The sequence below is a fragment of the Sphingomonas sp. DC1600-2 genome, from assembly GCF_049897605.1.
Taxonomy (GTDB): domain Bacteria; phylum Pseudomonadota; class Alphaproteobacteria; order Sphingomonadales; family Sphingomonadaceae; genus Sphingomonas.
This window is the reverse complement of the sequence record NZ_JAFCWO010000001.1, coordinates 470,160-492,272: the sequence shown is the minus strand read 5'-3', so window position 1 is coordinate 492,272 and position 22,113 is coordinate 470,160. Positions and strand designations below refer to the sequence as shown.

Genomic DNA, 22,113 nt, shown 5'->3' with positions numbered 1-22,113 from the left:
TTACTCGGCGGCGAGGAGCGATTCCGCGCCGCCGAGATCGACCGAAACAAGGCGGCTGACGCCTTGCTCGACCATCGTCACGCCAAACAGCCGGTGCATCCGGCTCATCGTCACGGCATTGTGCGTCACGATAAGATAGCGCGTCTGCGTTTCGCGCGTCATCGCATCCAGCAGCCCGCAAAAGCGCTCGATATTGGCATCGTCCAGCGGCGCATCGACTTCGTCGAGCACGCAGATCGGCGCGGGGTTGGTCAGGAACAAGCCGAAGATCAGCGCGACCGCGGTCAGCGCCTGTTCGCCGCCCGATAGCAGCGTCAGCGATTGCAGCTTCTTGCCCGGCGGCTGCGCCATGATCTCGAGGCCCGCCTCCAGCGGATCGTCCGAATCGACCAGTTCGAGATGCGCCTGTCCGCCATTGAACAGCGTGGTGAACAAGCGCCGGAAATGCCCGTCAACCGCCTCGAACGCCGCCATCAGCCGCTGCCGCCCCTCGCGGTTGAGCGTGCCGATCGACCCGCGCAGGCGGTTGACCGCCAGCCCCAATTCCTCGCGCTCGGCGGCATTGCCCTTGGAGGCTGCTTCGAGTTCGGCCAGTTCGCTTTCGGCGACCAGATTGACCGGGCCGATCCGCTCCCGATCGACCATCAATTTCTCGTGTGTCGCCGATTCCTCCCCCGGCGACCGCACCGTATCGCCCGCAAAGCCGACCCGTTCGGGCAGCAGCACCGACGGGCATTGGAAGCGCTCGCCCGACAGGCGGTTCATCTCGACTCGGCGCACTTCCTGATTTTCCGCGCGCGCCGCGGCCCCGGCACGCGCCTCGCGCGCTTGCGCCAGCGTTTCGGCAGCGGCGCTGGCTTGTGCTTCGGCCGCGCGCAATGCCGCTTCGGCGGCGCGTTCGGCGGTGGCAGCAGCATCGGCCTCGGCACGCGCCGCCGTATGGGCCGCCTCCAGCGCAACGATCTCGGCAGCGAGCGCCTCGGGCCGCCCGACTAGCGCCTGCGCTTCGGCGGCAAGGTCACCATCGCGCTTGTCCATCTCGGCGATGCGCCGCGCTGCCTCCCCTGCCCGCGCGCGCCAGCTTTTCGCCTCTGCGGTCGTCCCGGCCAACCGCTCGCGCCCGCTGCCGACATCGCGGTCCAGCCCGGCGCGGTCCGCGCGCGCGGTGGCGATGGCGGTGCGGCGCGCCTCGGCCTCGCCCGACAGCGCCCGCACCCGCTCGCGCGTCGCACTCCCATCGGGCAGCGCCGCCTGCACGGCGCCCGCGCGCGCGACCTCCGCCTCGGCTTCTTCATGATCGGCGACGATGCGCTGCCGCCGCGCCGCCAGATCGGCGCGCTGCGCCTCGATCCGCTCGATCGCCGCCGCCGCGCGATCCTCGGCGCGCGCCGCATCGCGCGCGCGCGTCTCGGCGCTCTCCAGCAGGCGCCGCGCCGCCACCGCACCGCTACGCGCTTCCGCAATCGCCGCGTCGATCCGCGCGAGCTCGCCATCCGCCGCCTCGACCGCGCGCACCGCCGCCGGGCGCGCCGCCTCGATCGCGCGCAGCCGGTTCATGCGTTCGAGCCGCTCCGCCGCCGCCGCCCCGCCCGATTTGGCGACATAGCCGTCCCAGCGCCGCAGCACGCCCGCCAGCGTCACCAGCCGCTGCCCGACCGCGAGCGGCACGCCCGTATCGCTCTCCGCCACGAACACTTGCGCCAGTCGCCGCGCCAGCGCCGCTGGCGCTGTAACATGCTGGCCAAGCGACACCGTCCCCTCGGGTGCCGCCGGATCGCCCGGCGCAACCTCTGCCCCCGCCCAGAACCGCTCGCCCGCCGGATCAAGCCCCGCTTCCAGATCATCCCCCAGCGCTGCCGCCAGCGCGCGTTCATAGCCCGCCTCGGGCTGCAACCGGTCGAGCAACCGCTCGCGCCCCTCGCGCCGTGTCGCCTTGGTCAGCGCGGTCGCTTCGCTGTCGAGTGCCGCCAGATCGGCATGCGCCGTCGCCCGCGCCGCCTGCGCCCGGTCGCGCTGCTCGCGCGCACCGCGCTCTTCGGCATCGGCGCGGGTGAGCGCCGCCCGCGCATCCTCGCCATGCTGCACCGCCTGCGCGCGCGCCGCCGCTGCCGCCGCGCGCTCGGCGATCAGCGGCGCGGCATCGCCCAAAGCCGCGCTCTCCGCCGTCACCCGCGTCAGATCGCGCGCGCTGCGCTCGGCCCGCACCCGCGCGGCCGCCAGCGCCGCTTCGGCCACCCGCGCATCGGCCAGCTCGGTCGCCTGCGCCGCGAGCGCTTGCGCCAGCGCCACTTCGGCATCGCGCCCGGCGCGTTCCGCCTCGCTCAGCCGCGTCTCCAGCTCGGGGATGCGCGCAGTCGCCTCGGCCAGTCGCGCCTCCAGCGCCTTGCTCTCCTCGGCCAGCCGCGCGATCGCCTCGGCGGCATCGCTCGCCAGCGATCCCTCGCGCGCACGGTCCTCGGCCAGCCGCACGCGCGCCGCCGCCAGCTCCTGCGTCCGCCGCACCGCAGCTGCCTGCTCCCCGCGCAAGCCGCCCAGTTTGTGGCCCGCCTCGCTCGCCGCCTCGCGCAGCGCCTGCGCTTGCGCCCGTGCGTCCGCCAGCGCCTCGGTCGCCGCCAGCGCATAGGCCGCCGCCGCCCGCTGCGCCTCGCTCGCCTCAGCCACGCGCGCCTCGCACGTCGCCGCCTCGGCCTTGGCGGCATCGGCGGCATTTTGCGCATCGCGCCAGCGCGCAAAGATCATCCGCGCCTCGGCCACGCGAATCTGCTCGGACAAAGCGCGATAGCGCTCCGCCTGCCGCGCCTGCCGCCGCAGCGCATTGGCGCGACCGTCCTGGTCGGCGATCAGTTCGTCGAGCCGCGCGAGATTGGCCTCGGTCGCGCGCAATTTCTGCTCGGCATCCTTGCGGCGGACGTGCAGCCCGGCAATCCCGGCGGCTTCCTCCAGCATCGCGCGGCGCTCGGTCGGCTTGGCGGCGATGATCGCGCCGATCCGCCCCTGGCTGACCAAGGCGGGCGAATGCGCCCCCGTCGCCGAATCCGCGAATAGCAACGCCACGTCCTTGGCGCGCACATCGCGCCCGTCGATCCGGTACGCCGACCCCGCCCCGCGCTCGATCCGGCGGACGACTTCACTTTCCTCGCCCGCACTTTCGATCAGCATCGACACTTCGGCGAAATCGCGCGCCGGGCGCGTGTTGGTGCCCGCGAAGATGACGTCGTCCATCCCCGCCCCGCGCAGCGAGCGCGCCGAGGTCTCCCCCATGGTCCAGCGCAGCGCCTCGAGCAGATTGGATTTACCGCAGCCATTGGGGCCGACGATCCCGGTCAGCCCCGGCTCGATCCGCAGATCGGCGGCGTCGACGAAACTCTTGAAGCCCGAGAGCCGGAGACGCTTGATCTGCATTCAGAGGCCCCCGGCTAGAGTGGAAACAGCGCGGGCGTCCTTCCAACAAGAGGCCGTCACCCCGGGCCTGTCCCGGGGTCCACCGTCGTCAGTACCCCGCAATTGCAGAACATGCGGCACCGTGGATGCCGGGACAAGCCCGGCATGACGAGCAGCGTGGCTTACGCCCCGGCGCGCTTCAACGCCGCTTCGACATCCGGCCAGGACACACCCTCAACCTTGGTGCCGTTGAGGATGAAGGTGGGTGTGCCGGAGACGGTCGCGCCCTCGCCCTTGTTCATCAAGCCGATCAGTTCGTTCAGCGCCTTGCTGTCGGCGATGCACGCGCGCGCCTTGGCTTCGGGAATGCCGCGCTGCTTCACGAACTCGACATAACCGAGATAGTCGCCCCAGGCTGCGGCCATCTGGTTCGGCGTCTTGCCCTGCAATTGCGCCTGCAACGCGTTGGTCGCATTCTGGTCGGCCAGCTTCGCCTCAAATTGCGGCTGCGCGATGTACATCGCTTCGAGCAGCGGGAAGAAGGCGCTCGGATCGGTACAGCGCCCGAGCAGGCTCGGCGCGAAATCGGGCTGGCCGTGCACCAGATAGTCGCGGAATTCGTAGGACACCTTGCCGGTGGTGACGTACTTCTCGGTCAACGGCTTCTGCCCGGTCTGGCCGAACGCGCCGCAAGTCGGGCAGGTGCGCGATCCATATTCGACCAGCTTGATCGGCGCATCGGGGTTACCCATGCGATAGCCACCCTCGGGCGTCTTGGAGACCACTTCGGTCCAGTTTTGCCCGGCGGGTGCCGGCTTGGCCGCCACCGGCGCTGCGGCGACGCTGTTGCCGCCCGATGCCCCGCCACCGCCGCACGAAGCGAGCGAAACGGCAGCCAGCGCGGCGAACAGGATGCGAGGGTTCATCGAATAAGCTCCTTGGAGAAAACGCATTTTTACTTGGCAACGGCGGCGCGCACCAGCGGCTCCAGCGCCGCCCAGGTGAAGGTATTGGCTTGCGCCACGCCGTTGATGAGGAAGGTGGGGGTGCTGTTCACGGCATAGGCCTTGTTGGCCGCCGCGGCGCGCTGAGCGACCAGATCGACCGCCTTGGTGTCGGCCAGGCACGCAGTCGCCTTGGCCAGCGGCATGCCCTTCTGCACCACCAGATCGGTATAGCCGTAGAATTTGGAGAGATAGGCGGCGATCTCGGTCGGCTTGGCCCCCTGCAATTGCTGCTGCTTGTCGGCGGGGACCTGGTCCGGCCGCCCGACCAATTTCTCCTGATTGGCCATCATCGCGTTCAACAGCGGGAAGAACGCCCGCGTCGGCACGCAATGCCCGAGCAGGATCGGCCCGAGATCGAGCGCGCCATGAATGGGGAAGTCGCGGAATTCATAGCTCACTTGCCCGGTCGCAATGTAGCCGGTGCGCAAAGCGGGCAAACCGTCCGCGTCGAAATGCGCGCAATGCGGGCACGTGCGCGATCCAAATTCGATCAGCTTCACCTTAGCATTGGGGTTACCGATCCGCACCCCGCCCTCAGGCGTGGCGACGATCATGTTGACCCAGGCGACCTTGGCGGGCGCGCGATGCGCCACCGCCTTTTTCGCCGGTGCGGCCTGCGCTACAGAGGCCATGCCAACCACCACGGCCATTGCCGCCACCACCAACCGCATGTTCATCCTTCGCTCCCACCAACGATCGGCGCGCCGCGCGTCGCAGCTACCCCTGCGGCCAGCGCTTCCAGCACCGCCTTCAATTCTGGATCAGCGATCGTGCGCAAGCTCGCGCCCAGTTCGACCGGCACCGGCCGCAGCGACGGCGGGGCCGCACGCGGCGCGGGCGCGGGCACGTCGCCCTGGCGGATCTGCACGCGCACGATCGCCTCATAGCCAAAGAAGCGATTGACCCGCTCGACGATTTCGGGCGCGATATGCTGCATCATGGTGGCATGGGCACCGCGCACGACCAGGCTCAGCGTGCCGCCGGTGCGCTGCCCATGCGGAAATTTGATCGATTCGGGGGCCGACACTCCGGCATAGCGCGGCCCAACAATCTCGCCCCAACGGCTGACCACCGCACTCTGCACGAAGCCGAAGCGGCGAAACGCCGCGCGCCCGGCGTCGGGCAACAATTCCGCAACCGAGCGCGCGCGTCCACCGCGCGCCTTTTCCGGCTCGGCACGTTTGATCACAGGCTTGGCGGGATCGCGTTTGCTCATCGGCCCGTCCATGCCATAGCGATGCGGTGTCCGCCAAGCGTCCTTCCACCATCGCCGCCCGATTGCTCGCCTGGTATGATGCCCATGCCCGCGATCTGCCGTGGCGCGCCGCCCCCGGCAGCAACGCACCCGATCCCTACCGCGTGTGGCTGTCCGAAATCATGCTGCAACAGACCACGGTCGCGGCGGTGCGCCCGCGTTTCGCGGAATTTGTAGCGCGCTGGCCCTCGGTGGAGGCGCTCGCCGCCGCGCCCGAGACCGATCTGATGGCGGCCTGGGCGGGGCTTGGCTATTATGCCCGCGCCCGCAATTTGCACGCCTGCGCCCGCACCGTGGCCGAGCGCGGTGGCTTTCCCGACACCGAAGAAGGACTGCGCGCGCTGCCCGGCGTCGGAGCCTATACCGCCGCCGCGATCGCCGCGATCGCCTTTGGCGCGCGCGCGGTGGTGGTCGATGCCAATGTCGCGCGCGTGGTCGCACGGTTGTTCGCGATTGAGCGCCCTTTGCCCGGCGCGATGCCCGATCTGCGCGAAGCGACCGATCGCATCACCCCCGACACCCGCGCGGGCGATTTCGCGCAGGCGATGATGGATCTCGGATCTTCGGTGTGCACCCCGCGTGCACCGCGCTGCCTCGCTTGTCCTTTGGCCGAGGATTGCGCCGCCTATCGCGTGGGCAACCCGGAGGGCTTTCCCATCAAGCTCGCCAAGGCCGCCAAGCCGCAGCGCCACGGCACCATCTTCTGGGCCGAACAGGAGGGCCGCGTGTTGCTGATGCGGCGTCCACCGCATGGGCTGCTCGGCGGTATGCGCGCGCTGCCGACCGGGCCGTGGGTGGAGTCTCCGCCTGCGCTCGCGGACCCGCCACTCGCGGCTGCCTGGCGGGTGTTGCCCGAGACGGTGTCGCACACCTTCACGCACTTCCGGCTTGAACTGGCGCTTGCGGTCGCGCGCGTGGATGGGCATGGGCCGATCGGAGAGTGGTGGGATGTGACCGGGATCGACTCGGCGGGCCTGCCGACTGTCTTCGCCAAGGCGGCAACGGCAATCAGGAGGGCACGATGGTAGCGACGCGGTTCAAGATGGCAGCGAGCGCCTTGCTCATCGCGGCAACCGGAACGGCGGTCGCGCGGCACGTCGTACATGCCCCCGTGGTGCTGCGCACCGCCCCGCGCCTCCCGCAAACGCAGGCGGTGTTTTCGGGCTATGTCGCGGCAAAGAAGATCCCCGGCGTGGTCGGCGTGATCGGCCGCGGCAATGCCCCGTTCGCGGTCGTTGCAGCGGGCCGGATCGGTGACGAACCCGGTGCTCCGCTCGCCGACAAGGACAGCCTGTGGCGCGTCTATTCGATGACCAAGCCGATCACCGCGATGGCGGCGATGATCCTGATCGAGGAAGGCAAGATGCGGCTCGACCAGCCGGTCAGCGACTTCATCCCCGCCTTCAAGACGATGCGCGTACAGGTCAGCCCGGATTCGCTCGACACGCGCGCGGCGACGCGCCCGATCACGATCCGCAACCTGCTGACGCACACCGCCGGGCTCGGTTACACGATCATCACCAAGGGGCCGTTGCTCAAGGCCTATGAAGATGCCGGCATCACCCCCTTCACCTCGGATGCCAAGACCGAGGCGCAGCTTCGCCTCAAGCGCCCGCCGACGCTGGAAGCCTTCGCCAACAAGGTCGCCACGCTGCCGCTGATCGCCGAACCCGGCACCAAATGGAGCTATTCGATCGGCCTCGACGTGATGGGCCGCGTGATCGAGGTCGCCTCGCACCAGCCGTTCGACCGCTTCCTGCAGACGCGCATCTTCACCCCGCTCAAGATGCGCTCGAGCTGGTTCACCGTGCCGGGGTCGGAGGCGCACCGTCTCGCCACCGGCTATTTCATCACCCCCAATGGGCGCACGCCGGTCGATCCGGGCGCGACCTCGGTCTATCTCAAGGCCCCGAGCTTCCCTTATGGCGGTGCCGGGCTGGTGACCTCGGCTTATGATTACGACCGCTTCCTGCACATGCTGCAAAATGGCGGGACACTGGACGGCGTGCGCATCCTGAAGCCCGCCACGGTCAAGCTCGCAATGTCCAACCTGCTGCCGAATGGGGTTGTCTATCCAGGCGCAGTTGCGGCGACCGGCGGCACCACCAACCCGCAGGGCTTTGGTGCGGGCGGCTCGGTCACGCTGCACGATACCCCCGGTGGTCCGGCCAAAGGCACTTATGGCTGGGGCGGCGCTGCCGGCACGATCGCCTGGGTCGATCCGGTCAATCAGTTCCGCGCGACGATCATGGTCAACTATCTGCCGGGCGATCGCTGGCCGCTGCGCGCCGATTCGACCAAGGCGGTCTATGCCGACCTCGCTCCGGTGCTGCCACACAAGTGAGCGCGGCGGCGATGCTGACACCCGGCTTTACCGGCGGCCTGCTCGACCGCGCCGATCCGCTGCGCCACGACGAAGCCGCGCTCGCCGCTGCCCGGAGCGACTGGCGCGCGCGGCTGCTCAAGCTCGAAAATTTCGAGCCTGAGCTCGATGATATGGGCATGCTTGGCTGGACAACGCTGGCCGATGCGCCCGACGATGCCGAGCTGGTGCTGCTCGGGCTCGACAATGGCCGCCCGCATTTCGCCGCCTATACGCCGGGGATGCGCGCACCCAAGGGCCGCTCGGCGCGGCTGTTCGGCCTGCTCGATCGCTTCGCGCCGGGCGAGGCGGCGACGTACGCCGCCGCGCGCAGCGTGCTCGACTGGCACAGCCGCCACCAATTCTGCGCCAATTGCGGGCACCAGACCGCGATGTTCCGCGCCGGTTGGGGGCGGAACTGCCCCAATTGCCATGCAGAACATTTCCCGCGCGTCGATCCGGTGGTGATCATGATCGCCGAGCATGACGGGCGCGCGCTGCTTGGACGCCAGCCATCTTTCCCGCCCGGTCGCTATTCGGCGCTGGCGGGGTTCCTCGAACCCGGCGAATCGATCGAAGAAGCGGTGGTGCGTGAAATCGCCGAGGAAGCAGGCGTGCGCGTGCACGACGTGCGCTATGTGGCCAGCCAGCCCTGGCCATTCCCGTCTTCGCTAATGGTCGCCTGCGTCGGCATGGCTGAGGACGATGCGATCACGCTCGACACCCATGAGCTGGAGGATGCGATCTGGGTCCCGCGCGACGTGGTGCGCGCGGTGCTGGCGGGGGAGCCCGGCCCGTTCCTGCCGCCCCCGCCTTATGCCATCGCACACACGCTGTTGACGGCGTGGGCGGCGGGGTAAGCCGCAAACGGGTCGAACGAGACTTACAGCCTCAGCCAGCCCTTGCGGTCCGCACAGATTAGCGGCGCGATAGCGCCAAGCCCCGCCAGCCCTCCAAAAGCGATCGCCCACCAAACGCCAATCTGCGGGAAAGTGAGCGATGTCTCGCCCACCAACGGTGCGACAAAAACCCCAAGTACGATGGGGACGATGTAGCCACAGAGCGTAGCCACCGCGAGCAGGACGTAAACGAAAACCCTCATTTCTGTTCTCCTTACGTTCAATGTCACACACTTCCGCGCGAGTCGCTACCCTTGCCGCTTCAGCTCAACACGCTGACCACCCGCCTCGTTTCAGGCATCGCGCGCGCATCCGGTCGCGCCGCCAGCGCGATCAGACGACGCGCCGCGAGCGTGGTGGCGTCGGCCTCGACGCTTTGTTCGAAGGCATCGCCTTCCAGTGTATAAGCGCGCTGCGCTGATTCCAGCACGGCACGGTCCTGCGCCAGAATTTCGGGCTCGGCCGAGGTCCAGATTGGCGGCTGCGCTGTCTCCACCGGCCCACGTTGCAACAACCAATGCTGGATGCAGCGCCCGGGCACGGTCGGCACATGGTGCAGCACCAGACGGAAGGCATCGCCGCCCGCCACCGTCACCCGATCGGGCAAATCGAAGCGCAAGTGCGTGCCCGGCCCGGTCACGGTCAGGCTGGCGGCGGTGCTTTCCACCTCATAGCGCGTCGGCAGCAACCCCACCGCCTGCACCCGGAACCATTGCGGATGCATATTGGGATGGGTGAAGGCCGCGTGACAAATGTCGAGATTGTTTTCGATCGGCAGGATCGCCTCGCACGCCAGCTCCATCGCGCCCTGCAGCCATTGAAACCGGTCGAATCCGTCAATCGCCAGCGGTGCGCCCTCCGGCTCATCGGCACCCGTCCACAGCCAGACATAGCCGTCCTGCTCCGCCACCGGATAGCGGCGGACGGGTGCGCTCTTGATCGTCTGATCCTCGCGCAAGGACGGAATATGGCGGCAGCGCCCGGCTCCATCGAACCGCCAGCCATGATAGGCACAGGCAATCGTCCCAGCGCTAACGGTGCCGAGCGACAGCGTCACACCGCGATGCGGGCAGCGATCGTGCAGCGCTTGGGGGCAGCCGTCGGCATCGCGAAACAGCACGATCGGCGCGCCGTGCAGCGTGATCGCGACCGGCGCATCGCGCAATTGCGTGCTCGCCACGCCGACATACCACGCGTCTTTCGGCAATGGGATACGATCCGCAACGGGAGCGGAAGGGAGGTTCATCGGGTACTGTCCTCGACGGGTTTGAAGAAACCGAGCCGCTGGCACGCGTCGAACACGCGTCGGCCATTGAAGGAGGCGAGCAACATCGCGCCGATGCTTCCCCAAGAAACCGCCGCGCGGATCGCGAGCGCCTGGGCCAGCGGAAACGCGCTCATGATCCACACGAACGCGCCTGCCCGCGCCACGAAATATAGCGCCCAAGCGAGCGTGAAGGCGCGGAAGAACTGCACCACCTCGGGGCGGTCCGCCGGAATATCGGGTTTGCGCTGCCGCGCGATGCGCAGCACCAGCGGCTCCTGCCCCGATGCGCCGACCAGAAACACGCCAGCCGTCAGCAGATTGAGGATCGCGCCTTCATAGCGGATCATGAACGGGGTCTGCGCCCATAGATCGATCGCCCCGAACACCAGCGCCGCGCCGTTCGCCAACAACCACAGGGGCGGGAACGGACGCCGAGTCGCCAGTCGCCAGCCGCCCTCGACGGCAATAAACCCAAGCGCGACCGCGATGGCCGGCTTGATGCCGAAAGCGAGCAGCACAGCCCAATACAGGAGGAGCCCGCCAAAGGTGTGGAACACCGCCGCGAGAAAGGAGCGCAGGCGCATCATTTCGAGTCTCCGTCACGGGCATGGGCGGCCATCGCTTCACCCAGGAACAGCCACCGCCGCCGATCGAGCGGAAGCGAGGCGGCAAGCGCCGGATCGGCAAAACCATCCTGCCAAAACTGCGTCAGCGCGGCGCGCATTCCGCCGTCTTGGCCAGTCATCCGCGCAATCAGCGCGGCCGCTCGCCCCCCAACTGCGCGTGCCTGCGGCGTGTCGGGAGACCCGTCGACGAGCGTGTCGAGCTCGGCATAAAGCTCGGCCCATTCCCGCTCGGTGCTGGGTGCGACTTCGGCCAGGCGTCGTTGCTGATCAGGCGTAAAAACGCGCGCGCCGAGCGCCTCCAACGCCGGGGTCCAGCGCAACCGCAACGGCTCGGCGCGCGCGAGTTCGGCCAGCGCCGTCGCATCGATCGTGCCGCCCGCACACAGCTTGCGGCGGGCATGGGCGATCAGGATCAGCGAATCCTCGACCCGGTTGCGCTGATCGATCAGCGCCTGTTCCTGCAGGTCGAGCACCGCCGCCACATCGGGCGCGCCCTCGTCGAGCAACGCGCCGATCCGCGCGATCGTCAGGCCGAATCGGCGCAGCAGCAGGATAACGTGCAGGCGCTCGCACTCGGCCTGGCCGTAGGTGCGCCAGCCATGCGCATCGCGCACCGGCGCGAGCAAGCCGGCGGACTCATAAAGCCGCAGCGTCTTGATGGTGATGCCAAAGCGCCGGGCGACGTCGGCGGCACCGTCGGGAAACTGGGCGGAAGGGCGCTTGAGTCGGGTCATGCGCCAGGTTGTACGGTCGCCCCTTGGGGACGACGCAAGCGGATTGTCCGCGCCCCCCGCTTTACCCGCGCGCGCGCGCCTGACGATAGGTGCCGAGCACGCGCACCCATTTCGAATGGAACGCCAATTCGGCCAGCGCACGGCCAAGGCCGGGGTCGCTCGGGCGTCCCTCGACATCGGCATAGAATTCGGTCGCGGCAAAGCTGCCGCCGCGCTGATAGCTTTCCAGCTTGGTCATGTTGACGCCGTTGGTCGCGAAACCACCCATCGCCTTGTACAAAGCGGCGGGCACGTTGTTCACCTCGAAGATCAGCGTGGTCATCCACGGACCGTCGCCAACCGGTTCCTGCCCTTCGCGTGCCAGCACCACGAAGCGCGTGGTGTTATGTTCGGCGTCCGCGATATCGCTGGCCAAGGTGTCCAGCCCGTACAGCGCCGCCGCGCCCGGCGGGGCAAGCGCCGCCAGCGCCGGGTCGCGGCGCTCCGCCACCAGCGCCGCCGCGCCTGCGGTGTCGGGATAGGCGACGGGGGCAATGCCGTGGTCGCGCAGCCACAACCGGCATTGGCCGAGTGCCTGTGGATGGCTCATCGCCTCGCGTACGCCCGACAACGGCCCGGTGCCCATCAGGGCATAGCGAATACCGAGAAAATGCTCTCCGGTGATGACCAGCCCCGATTCGGGCAGCAGGAAATGCATGTCGGCGACACGCCCGTGCAGCGAATTTTCGATCGGAATCATCGCGCAATCGGCGCGAAAATCGCGCACCGCATCGATCGCATCGGCAAAATCAAAGCACGGCAGCGGCAGCCCATCCGGGAACGCCTCGCGCGCGGCGATATGCGAATTCGCGCCGGGGGCACCCTGAAAAGCGACGGTGCGGGCGGGATCGATGGCGGCGGCAGCGGTCATCTCGGCGACGAGCGCGCGGGCGGGTTCGGGGAAATTTTCCATGGGTGCCGGGCGGTACTGCGCTCGTCGTCGCGCTGCAAGCCATCGCCACCCCGCCCGCCAACGGCGCTTGCGATGCACGCCGCGCGAATCTATGGGTTGGGCGACTTCGTGGCTCTAACAGGGGCCGTCCCGCGGCAGAAGGTTTAGGACGAGACATGGACAACCGGACCAATACGATCGCTGGCTGGGTTTTGGGCTCCATGGGCGTCGCGCTTGCGCTCGGCATCGCCGGAAATATGATCGTCCATCCGATCAAGGCCGAAAAGGCCGGCTATCCGATCGAGGGCGGCGCGGAAGAAGGTGCCGGAGCGGCTGCCGCCGACAAGCCGATCGCCGAATTGCTGGCCACGGCGGACACTGCGCACGGTGCCGAAGTGTTCAAGAAATGCTCCGCTTGCCACACGATCGCCCAGGGCGGTGCCAATGGCATCGGCCCGAACCTGTGGGCGACCGTGGGGGAAGCGATCGCGCAGGGTAAAGCGGGTTACGCCTTTTCCGATGCGCTGAAGACCGCAGGCGCTGGCAAGAAATGGGATTTCGAAGAGCTCAACAAATGGCTCACCAGCCCGCGCGCCTTTGCGGCGGGCACCAAGATGACCTTTGCCGGGTTGACCAGCGGCAAGGACCGCGCGGACGTGATCGCCTATCTCAACACGCAAGGCTCCAACCTGCCACTGCCAGCAGCTGCGCCCGCCGCGACCGAAGCCAAGGCACCGCCCGCCGCTGGCGCGGCTGATCCCGGTGGCAAGGCGTCGCCTGCCGCAGCCGACCTGGGCAACGCCACCGCGCCTGCCGCAGCCGGGGCGGAACCGGCCAAGAAATGATCTGATCTGCGCGCCCCCCGGGTCCAACCCCAGGGGGCGGCGGGCTCAGTCCTTGTCGCGGTAAAACGCCTTCACCACGTCCCACCCCTCCTGGGCGGTTTCGACGAAGGTGAAGATCTTGAGGTCCTTGGCCGAGACCACGCCTTCCTCGACCAGCGCCTCGAAATTGACGACGCGGTTCCAGAATTCGCGGCCGTAGAGCAGCACCGGGATCGGCGCGATCTTGCCGGTCTGGATCAGCGTCAGCAACTCGAACAGTTCGTCGAACGTGCCGAACCCGCCCGGAAACGCCGCCAGCGCGCGCGCGTGCAGCAGGAAGTGCATCTTGCGCAGCGCGAAATAGTGGAACTGCATCGACAGCGCCGGGGTGACATAGGGGTTGGGCGCTTGCTCATGCGGCAGCACGATGTTGAGCCCGATCGATTCGTGCCCGCAATCGGCCGCACCGCGGTTCGCCGCTTCCATGATCGAGGGGCCACCGCCCGAACAGACCACGAAGTGCCGCTTGCCGTCGGTATCGACCGGGAAGCTGCTCGCCAGCCGCCCGAGCTCGCGCGCCACGTCATAATATTTGGACTTGGCGACCAGCCGCTCGGCGATGCGGATCGCCTGCTCGCGGTCGCCTTCGGCGGCGTGCGCGATGTCGAGCAAGGCCTGCGCCTTGGCCGGTTCGGGGATGCGCGCGGATCCATACATCACGAAGGTCGAGGCGATATTGGCCTCGTCCATGATGAGCTGGGGCTTCAGCAGTTCGAGCTGGAAGCGCACCGGGCGCAAATCCTCGCGCAACAGGAAATCCATGTCCTGAAAGGCGAGGCGATAGGCCGGGTTCTCGGTCTGCGGCGTGCTGACCGCCGTCTTGGCAGTTTCGGCATCCTGCCGCGCGCGAGGAAAGACCCGCGACGGCACGTGCGTATCGCGCGCATCGGACTCGTGGACGAGCGAGTCTTGGGCTGGGGCGTCCGGGTTCGGAGTGTCGTTCATCCACCGCCCCTAAGCCACTGCGCCGCAAATTTGAAGCCTAGCGGCAAAACCCGGCATGATCGTCTTCCAGATGCAGATGGTTGTAATGCACCGCATTGTAATCCGGGCTCAGCACCGTGCCGAAGCGCTTGCACGCCGAGGCGCGGATCGTGCGCAGGAAAGCGCGTGCGTCCGCATCGCCGCCATTCCAATTCTGCTGGATGGTGACGCGACGGCCATCCTTCAGCACGAAGCCCGATATATCGACCGCATTGGCGGTGGCATGGCCCGACAAGCGCCCGCCAGCGCCCGGCGCACCGACCACGGCGCGACACGCATAGCTGCCCATGCTTTCGATCCGCACCAGATCGCTGCCCAGCATCTGCCGCGCCGCCGGGGCCACGGCATAATCGACCCACGCAGTGAAGTTGCGCGCGAGGCCACAGCGCATGGCCTTGAGGTTGGTGACCGGCACGCCGATGTCGATCAGTTGCAGTGTCCCGATCAACCGACAGCCGCCCCCATAGTCGCGATCGGGCAAGGGCGAGAAGCGCACATCTTCGCGCGAGAGATCGGCGTAGCAAGCCTGCGTCTCGCGGCTGGTCGGCAAGGCGAGCGTCACCGGCCTAGCCCCGCGCGGGCGTGGCGGGGGGCGGCGGTCCTGCCCACCGCCGGCCATGCAGCCGGCGAGCAGGAGCAAGAAAAGAAGGGCGGCGCGTTTCACGCTCTTTCTATAGCCCACGCGACTCGCGAAGGGATAGCGAAGCTGCGCGGTCGCGGCAGAGCGATGTCGTGGCGTGGCGAGCGGATCACGGGTTGACCGCCGGGTGAAACTGTCTAGGGCGGTCGACGGGCCACGCGGTCCCAACGCCGCGCGTGCTCTCTGTAAGGAGAGACTACATGACTGACCTTCCTGCGCGTCCCGCGCATCTGCCTGCACGCCCGTATTTTTCCTCGGGCCCGTGCGCCAAGCCCCCGGGCTGGACCCCCGCCAATCTTGCCACCGAATCGCTGGGGCGCTCGCACCGCTCGAAGATCGGCAAGGCGCGGCTGCAATATTCCATCGATCTGATGCGCGAGCTCTTGAAGCTCCCCGACACGCACCGCATCGGCATCGTCCCCGGTTCCGACACCGGCGCGTTCGAAATGGCGATGTGGACGATGCTGGGCGCAAAGCCCGTCACCGCGCTCGCCTGGGAAAGCTTTGGCGAAGGCTGGGTGACCGACGCGGTCAAGCAACTCAAGATCGATCCCACCGTGCTGCGCGCCGATTACGGCCAATTGCCCGATCTGAACGCGGTCGACTGGTCGAACGACGTGCTGTTCACCTGGAACGGCACCACTTCGGGCGTGCGCGTACCGAATGCCGATTGGATCCCAGAGACCCGCGAGGGCCTCAGCTTCGCCGACGCGACCAGCGCGGTGTTCGCGTACGACATTGACTGGGCCAAGATCGACGTCGCCACCTTCTCCTGGCAGAAGGTGCTGGGCGGCGAAGGCGCGCACGGCGTGCTGATCCTGGGGCCCCGCGCGGTCGAACGGCTGGAAAGCTACACCCCCGCCTGGCCGCTCCCCAAGGTGTTCCGCCTGGTCTCCAAGGGCAAGCTCACCGAAGGCGTGTTCAAGGGCGAGACGATCAACACCCCCTCGATGCTCGCCGTCGAAGACGCCATCGCCGCGCTCGAATGGGCTAAGACGGTCGGCGGCGCGGACGGCCTGATCGCCCGCAGCGACGCCAATGCCGCAGCACTCGACAAGATCGTCGCCGAGCGCTCGTGGCTCGGCCATCTCGCCGCCGATCCGGCGTCGCGCTCCAGGACCAGCGTCTGCCTGACGGTCGAGGGTGCCGACGAAGCCTTCATCAAGGCGTTCGCCGGTCTGCTCGAAAAGGAGCATGCCGCGTATGACATCGCTGGTTACCGCGATGCCCCGGCGGGCTTGCGCATCTGGTGCGGCGCGACCGTCGACACCGCCGACATCGTCGCGCTCGGGCCATGGCTCGACTGGGCCTATGCGAGCGTGAAGGCCGCGTAATTCTTCTCCCTCTCCCCGCCTGCGGGGAGAGGGCCGGGGAGAGGGGCAGTCCAGCACGCCACCTCCCCCGAATTTCCCACTTCCCCTCTCCCCGACCCTCTCCCCTGAAGGGGAGAGGGAGCAGAAGGACAAAACCGATGCCAAAAGTGCTTATTTCGGACAAAATGGACCCCAAAGCGGCGCAAATCTTCCGCGAACGCGGCGTCGAGGTCGATGAAATCACCGGCAAGACCCCCGAAGAATTGATCGCGATCATCGGCGAATATGATGGCCTGGCGATCCGCAGCTCGACCAAGGTGACCAAGGCGATCCTCGCCGCCGCGACCAATTTGAAGGTCATCGGCCGCGCCGGGATCGGCGTGGATAATGTCGATATTCCAGCGGCGTCTGCGCAGGGTGTGGTCGTCATGAACACCCCCTTCGGCAACTCCATCACCACCGCCGAACACGCCATCGCCCTCATGTTCGCGCTCGCCCGCCAATTGCCCGAGGCCGACGCCTCGACCCAGGCCGGCAAGTGGGAAAAGAACCGCTTCATGGGCGTGGAATTAACCAGCAAAACCTTGGGGTTAATCGGTGCCGGCAACATCGGCTCGATCGTCGCCGACCGCGCCCGCGGGCTGAAGATGAAGGTCATCGCCTTCGATCCCTTCCTCAGCCCCGAACGCGCCCTCGAACTCGGCATCGAAAAGGTCGAATTGGACGACCTCCTCGCCCGCGCCGATTTCATCACCCTCCACACCCCGCTCACCGACCAGACCCGCAACATCCTCTCGGCCGAGGCGCTGGCCAAGACCAAGAAGGGCGTGCGCATCGTCAATTGCGCGCGCGGCGGGTTGATCGACGAAGCCGCGCTCAAGGCCGGGCTCGATTCGGGCCATATCGGTGGTGCAGCCCTCGACGTGTTCGTCGAGGAACCGGCCAAGGCATCGCCTTTGTTCGGCACCCCCAACTTCGTCTCGACCCCGCACCTCGGCGCATCGACGACCGAAGCGCAGGTCAATGTCGCGATCCAGGTCGCCGAACAAATGGCCGATTTCCTCGTCGCCGGCGGCGTCACCAACGCGCTCAACATGCCGAGCCTGTCGGCCGAGGAAGCCCCGCGCCTAAAGCCGTACATGGCACTGGCCGAAAAGCTCGGCAGCCTGGTCGGGCAGCTCACCCACGGCGCGATCGCGCGCATCTCGGTCCATGCCGAGGGTGCCGCCGCCGAGCTCAACCAGAAGCCGATCGTCGCCGCCGTGCTAGCCGGGTTCCTGCGCACGCAGACCGACACCGTCAACATGGTCAACGCGCCGCTGCTCGCGAAGGAACGCGGCATCGAAGTGCGCGAAGTCCGCACCGAACGCGAGGGCGATTACCACACGCTGCTGCGCGTCTCGGTCAAGACCGATGCGGGCGAGCGTTCGGTCGCGGGCACGCTGTTCGGCGATTCGGCCCCGCGCGTGGTCGAACTGTTCGGCATCAAGGTCGAGGCCGATCTCGCCGGGCACATGCTGTATGTCGTCAACGAGGATGCGCCGGGCTTCATCGGTCGCCTTGGCACCTTGCTCGGCACCGCGGGCGTCAACATCGGGACCTTCCACCTCGGCCGCCGTTCGGCCGGTGGCGAGGCGGTGCTGCTGCTGTCGATCGACGATGCGGTAACGCCCGACCTGCTCGCGCAAATCCGCGCGCTGCCGGGCGTGAAGACCGCGATGGGCTTGGCGTTTTAACAGGCGGACGGTACGCCCTTCTTCTCCCTCTCCCCTCCGGGGAGAGGGTCGGGGAGAGGGGCCGTGCCAACAACCGATAAGCTATTGCTAGCGCGCGCCAAAGCCATGCGCAGCAACCCAACCCCCGCCGAAGCGCGCCTCTGGTACAACCTCCGCGCCAAACGCTTCGCCGCAGTCAAGTTCGCCCATCAGGTCGTGATCGGCCCGTTCATTGCTGACTTTGTCGCGCGTTCCCTAAAATTCGTGATCGAGCTTGACGGCGATACCCACGCAGACGACGAGAGCGGCGACGCCCGCAGAACGGCGTGGCTGGAACGACAAGGGTATCGCGTGATCCGCTTCAACAATGCCGACGTCATGGGGAACCTGGATGGCGTGCTAGAGACGATCAGCGCTGCGCTTGCGACGGCCCCTCTCCCCGGCCCTCTCCCCGGAGGGGAGAGGGAGAAGGATATAGCATGACCACCGCCCTCCTCCCGACCGGTTTCCGCGACCGGCTCCCGCCCTTCGCCGACGCCGCCGCGCGCCTCGAAGCCGCTGCGCTCGCCGCCGCTTATGCCTATGGCTATGAACGTGCCGACCCCGCCCTCGCCGAGTTCGAGGCCGGTCTCGCCGGTCGCCTGAAGGCCGCGCGCGCGCAGGATGCGGTGCGCTTCGTCGATCCGGTCAGCCAGGCGACGCTCGCGATCCGCCCCGACATGACCGCGCAGATCGGCCGCATCGCAGCCACCCGCATGGGCCACCACCCGCGCCCGGTGCGGCTGTCCTATGCGGGACCCGTGCTGAAACTGCGGGCCTCGCAACTCGCGCCCGAACGTGAATTGCGCCAGATCGGCTGCGAGTTGATCGGCCTCGATACCGTGGCGGCGGCGCGCGAAGTGGTCGAAGTTGCGGTCGCCGCGCTGGAGGCCGCAGGTGTCAGCGACATCTCGATCGACTTCACCCTGCCCGACCTGATCGACGTCCTCGCCAACGGCCCCTTCCCGATCGAGCCCATGCAGATCACCGCCTTGCGCGACCGGCTCGACGCCAAGGATGCGGGCGGCGTCGCCGCGATCGCCCCCGCCTATCTCCCGCTGATCGAGGCGGCAGGCCCCTTCGAAACCGCGCACGCCCGGCTCTGCGCGTTCGATGCGGGGGGCGCGCTGACCTCGCGACTCGATGCCTTGTGGAAAATCGCCGAGGGCCTGCAAGGCCGCGTCGCGCTCACGCTCGACCCGACCGAGCGCCACGGCTTCGAATATCAAAGCTGGCTCGGCTTCTCGATCTTTGCAGGCGGCGTGCGCGGCGAAATCGGGCGCGGCGGCACCTACACGATCATGCACGAAGGCGGTGCCGAGGAATCGGCGGTCGGCTTTTCGCTCTACGCCGACGCCATTGTCGCGGCCGGGCTGGCCGAGGTCGACCGTCGCCGCCTGTTCGTCCCGCTCGGCACCGATCCGGCGGTAGCCGCCGCCATGCGCGCGGCGGGCTGGGTCACCGTCGCGGCGCTCGAGGCAGGCGACACGCCCGAGGCGCAATTGTGCACGCACGTACTGGCGGAAGGCGAAGCGCGGGCGGTCTAGGCACCGCTCACGCGAACAGACGGTCGAGATAGGCGTCCACCACCGGCGTGGCGGGATAAGCGTTTTCGCCCAATTGCCGGTTGATCGCCATGTGCCCTTTGAGGCCGCTGCCTGCAAAACCCTGCACCTCGGCCGGTGTGCCCGCCTTGCGCAAGGCTTCGCCCAATTGTTGGGACTGCGCGGTGCCATCCTTGCGCGCGACGTGGAGAATGAGGAAGCTCGGCGCATTGGGCGCGGCGGCATGGAAGGTCGGCGACAGCGCCCTTTGCCGCGCCGGGTCGCTCCCAAAGGCCTCCAGATAGCGGTCGTGCATGAATGTGCCGCCCTCGGCGATCTGGCGCGGCACGTCATAAGCCGCCCCGTCCAATAAGATCACGCCCTTCAGCGCATCGGCACGCAAGTGCGCATGGTCGAGATAGCGCGGATCGGTGCCGACCAGCGCCGCGAGATGCGCGCCCGCGCTATGCCCCATCAGCACGATCCGCCGCGTATCGATGCCGAGCGTCGCGGCTTGCCGCACCAGCACCGCGATCGCATCGGCGACATCCTGTGCTTGCTGCTCGACCGTCGCGGACGGCACCAGCCGATAGCCGATCGACGCAAAGGCGTAGCCGCGCTCAAGACTGTGGCTGACCTTGGCCGAGCCGCGCGCCATGTCCTTGTCGCCAGCCTCCCAGCCGCCGCCGTGCACGAAGATTACCAGCGGCGCAGCGCCATTTGCCTTGGTCGCATGCCAGAAGTCGAGATGCTGGAGCGGATCGCTGCCATAAGCGATGTCAGTCCCCGCGGGGCCGGATTGCTGCTGCTGTTGCTGGCGCTCCATCCAGCGCTTCATCATCATCTTGCGCAGCGGCCCCTGCGCATCGGCAGTCGTTGCGAACGTGAGCGCCGCCACCATCACGCCAGATAAAAGGTGTTTCCGCATCACAAAGCTCCCGGACCTTGGTCATTACGCGTGCGCAACTTGGTAAGCGCCGGTCTTTTGGGCCGCAAGAAAACAAGTGTCGCAGGATGTATCGCGGGGCCAGATGCCCCAGCCGCCGGCGCAGCGCGCAATAACAATGGACCCTCTGCCCCCTGCACATTAGGGCTGCACCGAAAACGTAACAATCAGGCAGCAAGACACCGTGGGAAATGTAGCAGTGATCGGCGCCCAATGGGGCGATGAGGGCAAGGGCAAGATCGTCGACTGGCTGGCGGAACGCGCCGATGTCGTCGTGCGCTTCCAGGGTGGCCACAATGCCGGCCATACGCTCGTCGTCGGCGAAAGCGTCTACAAGCTGTCGCTGCTCCCCTCGGGCATCGTGCGCGGAACCCCCTCGGTCATCGGCAATGGCGTGGTGCTCGATCCGTGGGCGCTGAAGGCCGAAGTCGAAAAACTGCGCGGCCAGGGCGTGACGATCACCCCCGACACGCTGATGCTCGCCGATACCTGCGCGCTGATCCTGCCGTTCCACCGCGATCTCGATGCCTTGCGCGAAGATGCCAGCGGGGCGGGCAAAATCGGCACCACGCGGCGCGGCATCGGTCCGGCTTATGAAGACAAGGTCGGCCGCCGCGCGATTCGCGTGTGCGACCTGGCGCATCTCGATTCGCTCGATGCCCAGCTCGACCGTCTGACCGCGCATCACGACGCGCTGCGCGCAGGCTTCGGCGAACCGCCCATCGATCGCGCCGCGCTGGTCCAGGAACTGCGCGAGATCGCCGATTTCGTACTGTCCTTCGCCAAACCGACCTGGCGCGTGCTCAACGATGCGCGCGCGAATGGCAAGCGCATCCTGTTTGAAGGCGCGCAGGGCGTGCTGCTCGATGTCGACCACGGCACTTATCCGTTCGTCACCTCGTCCAACACCATTTCGGGCACGGCGGCGGGCGGTTCGGGCCTGGGGCCGAGCGCGGTCGGCTTCGTACTCGGCATTGCCAAGGCCTATACCACCCGCGTCGGATCGGGCCCGTTCCCGACCGAGCTGGAAGACGAGATCGGCATCCGCCTGGGCGAGCGCGGCCATGAGTTCGGCACCGTCACCGGGCGCAAGCGTCGCTGCGGCTGGCTCGATGCGGTGTTGCTGCGGCAATCGGCGGCGGTCGGCGGCATCACCGGCATCGCGCTGACCAAGATCGACGTGCTCGATGGCTTTGACGAAGTGAAGATCTGCACCGGCTATCGCCTGCGCGGCGAAACGCTCGATTATTTCCCGGCGCATGCCGCCGATCAGGCCGAGGTCGAGCCGATCTACGAAACCATGCCCGGCTGGCAGGAAACGACGGCGGGCGCGCGGAGCTGGGCCGATCTGCCCGCGCAGGCGATCAAGTACATTCGCCGCATTGAGGAACTGATCCGTTGCCCGGTGGCGCTGGTCTCGACCAGCCCCGAGCGCGACGACACGATCCTCGTCCGCGATCCCTTTTCGGACTGACCTTTCCCGACCGCGATATCAATAGCGGTGCCTCCCCTTTATGGAGGGGCCGCTATCGGCGCTTGACGTCCCGCGACTCTATTGGCACGATACATGCCATAAGGAGAGTGCG

At 67.7% G+C, this 22,113-nt stretch carries 21 protein-coding genes; 9 read left to right on the top strand and 12 right to left on the bottom strand.

From position 1 onward, the window contains the following. From smc to ACP7BL_RS02280, 4 genes are all read right to left on the bottom strand, one after another. Window positions 1-3,402: a chromosome segregation protein SMC gene (gene smc / locus ACP7BL_RS02295; protein WP_426257513.1), complete on the bottom strand. Its 3,402-nt coding sequence runs from the start codon at window positions 3,400-3,402 to the stop codon at window positions 1-3. A gap of 161 nt (window positions 3,403-3,563) precedes the next feature. Continuing rightward, window positions 3,564-4,307: a thioredoxin domain-containing protein gene (locus ACP7BL_RS02290; protein ID WP_426257512.1), complete on the bottom strand. Its 744-nt coding sequence runs from the start codon at window positions 4,305-4,307 to the stop codon at window positions 3,564-3,566. Between the two features lie 29 nt (window positions 4,308-4,336). Next, the gene (locus ACP7BL_RS02285; RefSeq protein WP_426257511.1) at window positions 4,337-5,065 is read right to left on the bottom strand and encodes a thioredoxin domain-containing protein; all 729 of its coding nucleotides are present in this window, start codon (window positions 5,063-5,065) and stop codon (window positions 4,337-4,339) included. Continuing rightward, the gene (locus tag ACP7BL_RS02280) at window positions 5,062-5,616 is read right to left on the bottom strand and encodes a DUF721 domain-containing protein (RefSeq protein ID WP_209612153.1); all 555 of its coding nucleotides are present in this window, start codon (window positions 5,614-5,616) and stop codon (window positions 5,062-5,064) included. The genes ACP7BL_RS02285 and ACP7BL_RS02280 overlap by 4 nt, the downstream gene beginning before the upstream one ends. Before the next feature lie 50 nt (window positions 5,617-5,666). Between ACP7BL_RS02280 and ACP7BL_RS02275 the strand changes: the two genes are divergently transcribed. The 3 genes from ACP7BL_RS02275 to nudC are packed head-to-tail and all read left to right on the top strand — an operon-like array spanning window position 5,667 to window position 8,865. Next, window positions 5,667-6,671 carry an A/G-specific adenine glycosylase gene (locus ACP7BL_RS02275; RefSeq protein ID WP_426257636.1) on the top strand — a complete coding sequence of 335 codons (1,005 nt, stop codon included), beginning with the start codon at window positions 5,667-5,669 and terminating at the stop codon, window positions 6,669-6,671. After that, a complete protein-coding gene (locus tag ACP7BL_RS02270) occupies window positions 6,665-7,987 on the top strand; it encodes a serine hydrolase domain-containing protein (protein WP_137902978.1) in 1,323 nt (440 codons plus the stop codon). Before ACP7BL_RS02275 ends, ACP7BL_RS02270 begins: the two co-directional genes overlap by 7 nt. An 11-nt stretch (window positions 7,988-7,998) precedes the next feature. After that, window positions 7,999-8,865, top strand: coding sequence for an NAD(+) diphosphatase (nudC, locus tag ACP7BL_RS02265; protein ID WP_426257510.1), 867 nt, complete (start codon window positions 7,999-8,001; stop codon window positions 8,863-8,865). 23 nt (window positions 8,866-8,888) lie between these two features. Here the strand turns inward: nudC and ACP7BL_RS02260 are convergent, their stop codons facing one another. From ACP7BL_RS02260 to ACP7BL_RS02240, 5 genes are all read right to left on the bottom strand, one after another. Next, window positions 8,889-9,107, bottom strand: coding sequence for a hypothetical protein (locus ACP7BL_RS02260; RefSeq protein ID WP_426257509.1), 219 nt, complete (start codon window positions 9,105-9,107; stop codon window positions 8,889-8,891). A gap of 59 nt (window positions 9,108-9,166) precedes the next feature. After that, the gene (locus ACP7BL_RS02255; protein ID WP_081988820.1) at window positions 9,167-10,150 is read right to left on the bottom strand and encodes an aromatic ring-hydroxylating dioxygenase subunit alpha; all 984 of its coding nucleotides are present in this window, start codon (window positions 10,148-10,150) and stop codon (window positions 9,167-9,169) included. Further along, on the bottom strand, window positions 10,147-10,758 hold the full coding sequence (locus tag ACP7BL_RS02250; protein ID WP_426257508.1) for a hypothetical protein: 612 nt from the start codon (window positions 10,756-10,758) through the stop codon (window positions 10,147-10,149). The genes ACP7BL_RS02255 and ACP7BL_RS02250 overlap by 4 nt, the downstream gene beginning before the upstream one ends. Then, on the bottom strand, window positions 10,755-11,531 hold the full coding sequence (locus ACP7BL_RS02245) for a MerR family transcriptional regulator (protein WP_426257507.1): 777 nt from the start codon (window positions 11,529-11,531) through the stop codon (window positions 10,755-10,757). Before ACP7BL_RS02245 ends, ACP7BL_RS02250 begins: the two co-directional genes overlap by 4 nt. Before the next feature lie 61 nt (window positions 11,532-11,592). Further along, window positions 11,593-12,483, bottom strand: a complete 891-nt coding sequence (locus tag ACP7BL_RS02240) for a prephenate dehydratase (RefSeq protein ID WP_126845573.1) — start codon at window positions 12,481-12,483, stop codon at window positions 11,593-11,595. Between the two features lie 155 nt (window positions 12,484-12,638). On the opposite strand from ACP7BL_RS02240, the gene ACP7BL_RS02235 reads away from it, so the two are divergent. Beyond that, window positions 12,639-13,307, top strand: a complete 669-nt coding sequence (locus ACP7BL_RS02235; protein ID WP_426257506.1) for a c-type cytochrome — start codon at window positions 12,639-12,641, stop codon at window positions 13,305-13,307. A 45-nt stretch (window positions 13,308-13,352) separates the two neighbouring features. Here ACP7BL_RS02235 and ACP7BL_RS02230 read toward each other — a convergent pair whose 3' ends face one another. Both ACP7BL_RS02230 and ACP7BL_RS02225 read right to left on the bottom strand, forming a co-directional pair. Continuing rightward, window positions 13,353-14,291 carry a TIGR00730 family Rossman fold protein gene (locus tag ACP7BL_RS02230; RefSeq protein WP_426257505.1) on the bottom strand — a complete coding sequence of 313 codons (939 nt, stop codon included), beginning with the start codon at window positions 14,289-14,291 and terminating at the stop codon, window positions 13,353-13,355. Between the two features lie 37 nt (window positions 14,292-14,328). Further along, on the bottom strand, window positions 14,329-14,949 hold the full coding sequence (locus tag ACP7BL_RS02225; RefSeq protein WP_426257635.1) for an extensin family protein: 621 nt from the start codon (window positions 14,947-14,949) through the stop codon (window positions 14,329-14,331). Between the two features lie 221 nt (window positions 14,950-15,170). On the opposite strand from ACP7BL_RS02225, the gene ACP7BL_RS02220 reads away from it, so the two are divergent. The 4 genes from ACP7BL_RS02220 (at window position 15,171) to ACP7BL_RS02205 (ending at window position 19,584) form a co-directional block, all read left to right on the top strand. Beyond that, the gene (locus ACP7BL_RS02220) at window positions 15,171-16,304 is read left to right on the top strand and encodes a phosphoserine transaminase (RefSeq protein WP_426257504.1); all 1,134 of its coding nucleotides are present in this window, start codon (window positions 15,171-15,173) and stop codon (window positions 16,302-16,304) included. 137 nt (window positions 16,305-16,441) lie between these two features. Then, on the top strand, window positions 16,442-18,019 hold the full coding sequence (serA, locus tag ACP7BL_RS02215) for a phosphoglycerate dehydrogenase (RefSeq protein WP_426257503.1): 1,578 nt from the start codon (window positions 16,442-16,444) through the stop codon (window positions 18,017-18,019). Between the two features lie 63 nt (window positions 18,020-18,082). After that, complete coding sequence (locus tag ACP7BL_RS02210) at window positions 18,083-18,481, top strand: endonuclease domain-containing protein (protein ID WP_426257502.1); 399 nt, start codon at window positions 18,083-18,085, stop codon at window positions 18,479-18,481. Continuing rightward, window positions 18,478-19,584 (top strand): ATP phosphoribosyltransferase regulatory subunit, encoded by a 1,107-nt coding sequence (locus ACP7BL_RS02205; RefSeq protein WP_426257501.1) that lies wholly within the window; start codon window positions 18,478-18,480, stop codon window positions 19,582-19,584. Before ACP7BL_RS02210 ends, ACP7BL_RS02205 begins: the two co-directional genes overlap by 4 nt. 7 nt (window positions 19,585-19,591) lie before the next feature. Here ACP7BL_RS02205 and ACP7BL_RS02200 read toward each other — a convergent pair whose 3' ends face one another. After that, complete coding sequence (locus ACP7BL_RS02200; protein WP_426257634.1) at window positions 19,592-20,425, bottom strand: alpha/beta hydrolase; 834 nt, start codon at window positions 20,423-20,425, stop codon at window positions 19,592-19,594. Between the two features lie 286 nt (window positions 20,426-20,711). Between ACP7BL_RS02200 and ACP7BL_RS02195 the strand changes: the two genes are divergently transcribed. Beyond that, the gene (locus ACP7BL_RS02195; protein ID WP_426257500.1) at window positions 20,712-22,001 is read left to right on the top strand and encodes an adenylosuccinate synthase; all 1,290 of its coding nucleotides are present in this window, start codon (window positions 20,712-20,714) and stop codon (window positions 21,999-22,001) included. Window positions 22,002-22,113: the final 112 nt, after the last annotated feature.

What these genes read in the sequence shown, in the direction of transcription:
- smc (WP_426257513.1), bottom strand. Translation starts at nt 3,402, where the DNA reads ATGCAGATCAAGCGTCTCCGGCTCTCGGGCTTCAAGAGTTTCGTCGAC.
- ACP7BL_RS02290 (WP_426257512.1), bottom strand. Translation starts at nt 4,307, where the DNA reads ATGAACCCTCGCATCCTGTTCGCCGCGCTGGCTGCCGTTTCGCTCGCT.
- ACP7BL_RS02285 (WP_426257511.1), bottom strand. Translation starts at nt 5,065, where the DNA reads ATGAACATGCGGTTGGTGGTGGCGGCAATGGCCGTGGTGGTTGGCATG.
- ACP7BL_RS02280 (WP_209612153.1), bottom strand. Translation starts at nt 5,616, where the DNA reads ATGGACGGGCCGATGAGCAAACGCGATCCCGCCAAGCCTGTGATCAAA.
- ACP7BL_RS02270 (WP_137902978.1), top strand. Translation starts at nt 6,665, where the DNA reads ATGGTAGCGACGCGGTTCAAGATGGCAGCGAGCGCCTTGCTCATCGCG.
- nudC (WP_426257510.1), top strand. Translation starts at nt 7,999, where the DNA reads ATGCTGACACCCGGCTTTACCGGCGGCCTGCTCGACCGCGCCGATCCG.
- ACP7BL_RS02260 (WP_426257509.1), bottom strand. Translation starts at nt 9,107, where the DNA reads ATGAGGGTTTTCGTTTACGTCCTGCTCGCGGTGGCTACGCTCTGTGGC.
- ACP7BL_RS02255 (WP_081988820.1), bottom strand. Translation starts at nt 10,150, where the DNA reads ATGAACCTCCCTTCCGCTCCCGTTGCGGATCGTATCCCATTGCCGAAA.
- ACP7BL_RS02250 (WP_426257508.1), bottom strand. Translation starts at nt 10,758, where the DNA reads ATGATGCGCCTGCGCTCCTTTCTCGCGGCGGTGTTCCACACCTTTGGC.
- ACP7BL_RS02245 (WP_426257507.1), bottom strand. Translation starts at nt 11,531, where the DNA reads ATGACCCGACTCAAGCGCCCTTCCGCCCAGTTTCCCGACGGTGCCGCC.
- ACP7BL_RS02240 (WP_126845573.1), bottom strand. Translation starts at nt 12,483, where the DNA reads ATGGAAAATTTCCCCGAACCCGCCCGCGCGCTCGTCGCCGAGATGACC.
- ACP7BL_RS02235 (WP_426257506.1), top strand. Translation starts at nt 12,639, where the DNA reads ATGGACAACCGGACCAATACGATCGCTGGCTGGGTTTTGGGCTCCATG.
- ACP7BL_RS02230 (WP_426257505.1), bottom strand. Translation starts at nt 14,291, where the DNA reads ATGAACGACACTCCGAACCCGGACGCCCCAGCCCAAGACTCGCTCGTC.
- ACP7BL_RS02225 (WP_426257635.1), bottom strand. Translation starts at nt 14,949, where the DNA reads ATGGCCGGCGGTGGGCAGGACCGCCGCCCCCCGCCACGCCCGCGCGGG.
- ACP7BL_RS02220 (WP_426257504.1), top strand. Translation starts at nt 15,171, where the DNA reads ATGACTGACCTTCCTGCGCGTCCCGCGCATCTGCCTGCACGCCCGTAT.
- serA (WP_426257503.1), top strand. Translation starts at nt 16,442, where the DNA reads ATGCCAAAAGTGCTTATTTCGGACAAAATGGACCCCAAAGCGGCGCAA.
- ACP7BL_RS02205 (WP_426257501.1), top strand. Translation starts at nt 18,478, where the DNA reads ATGACCACCGCCCTCCTCCCGACCGGTTTCCGCGACCGGCTCCCGCCC.
- ACP7BL_RS02200 (WP_426257634.1), bottom strand. Translation starts at nt 20,425, where the DNA reads ATGATGATGAAGCGCTGGATGGAGCGCCAGCAACAGCAGCAGCAATCC.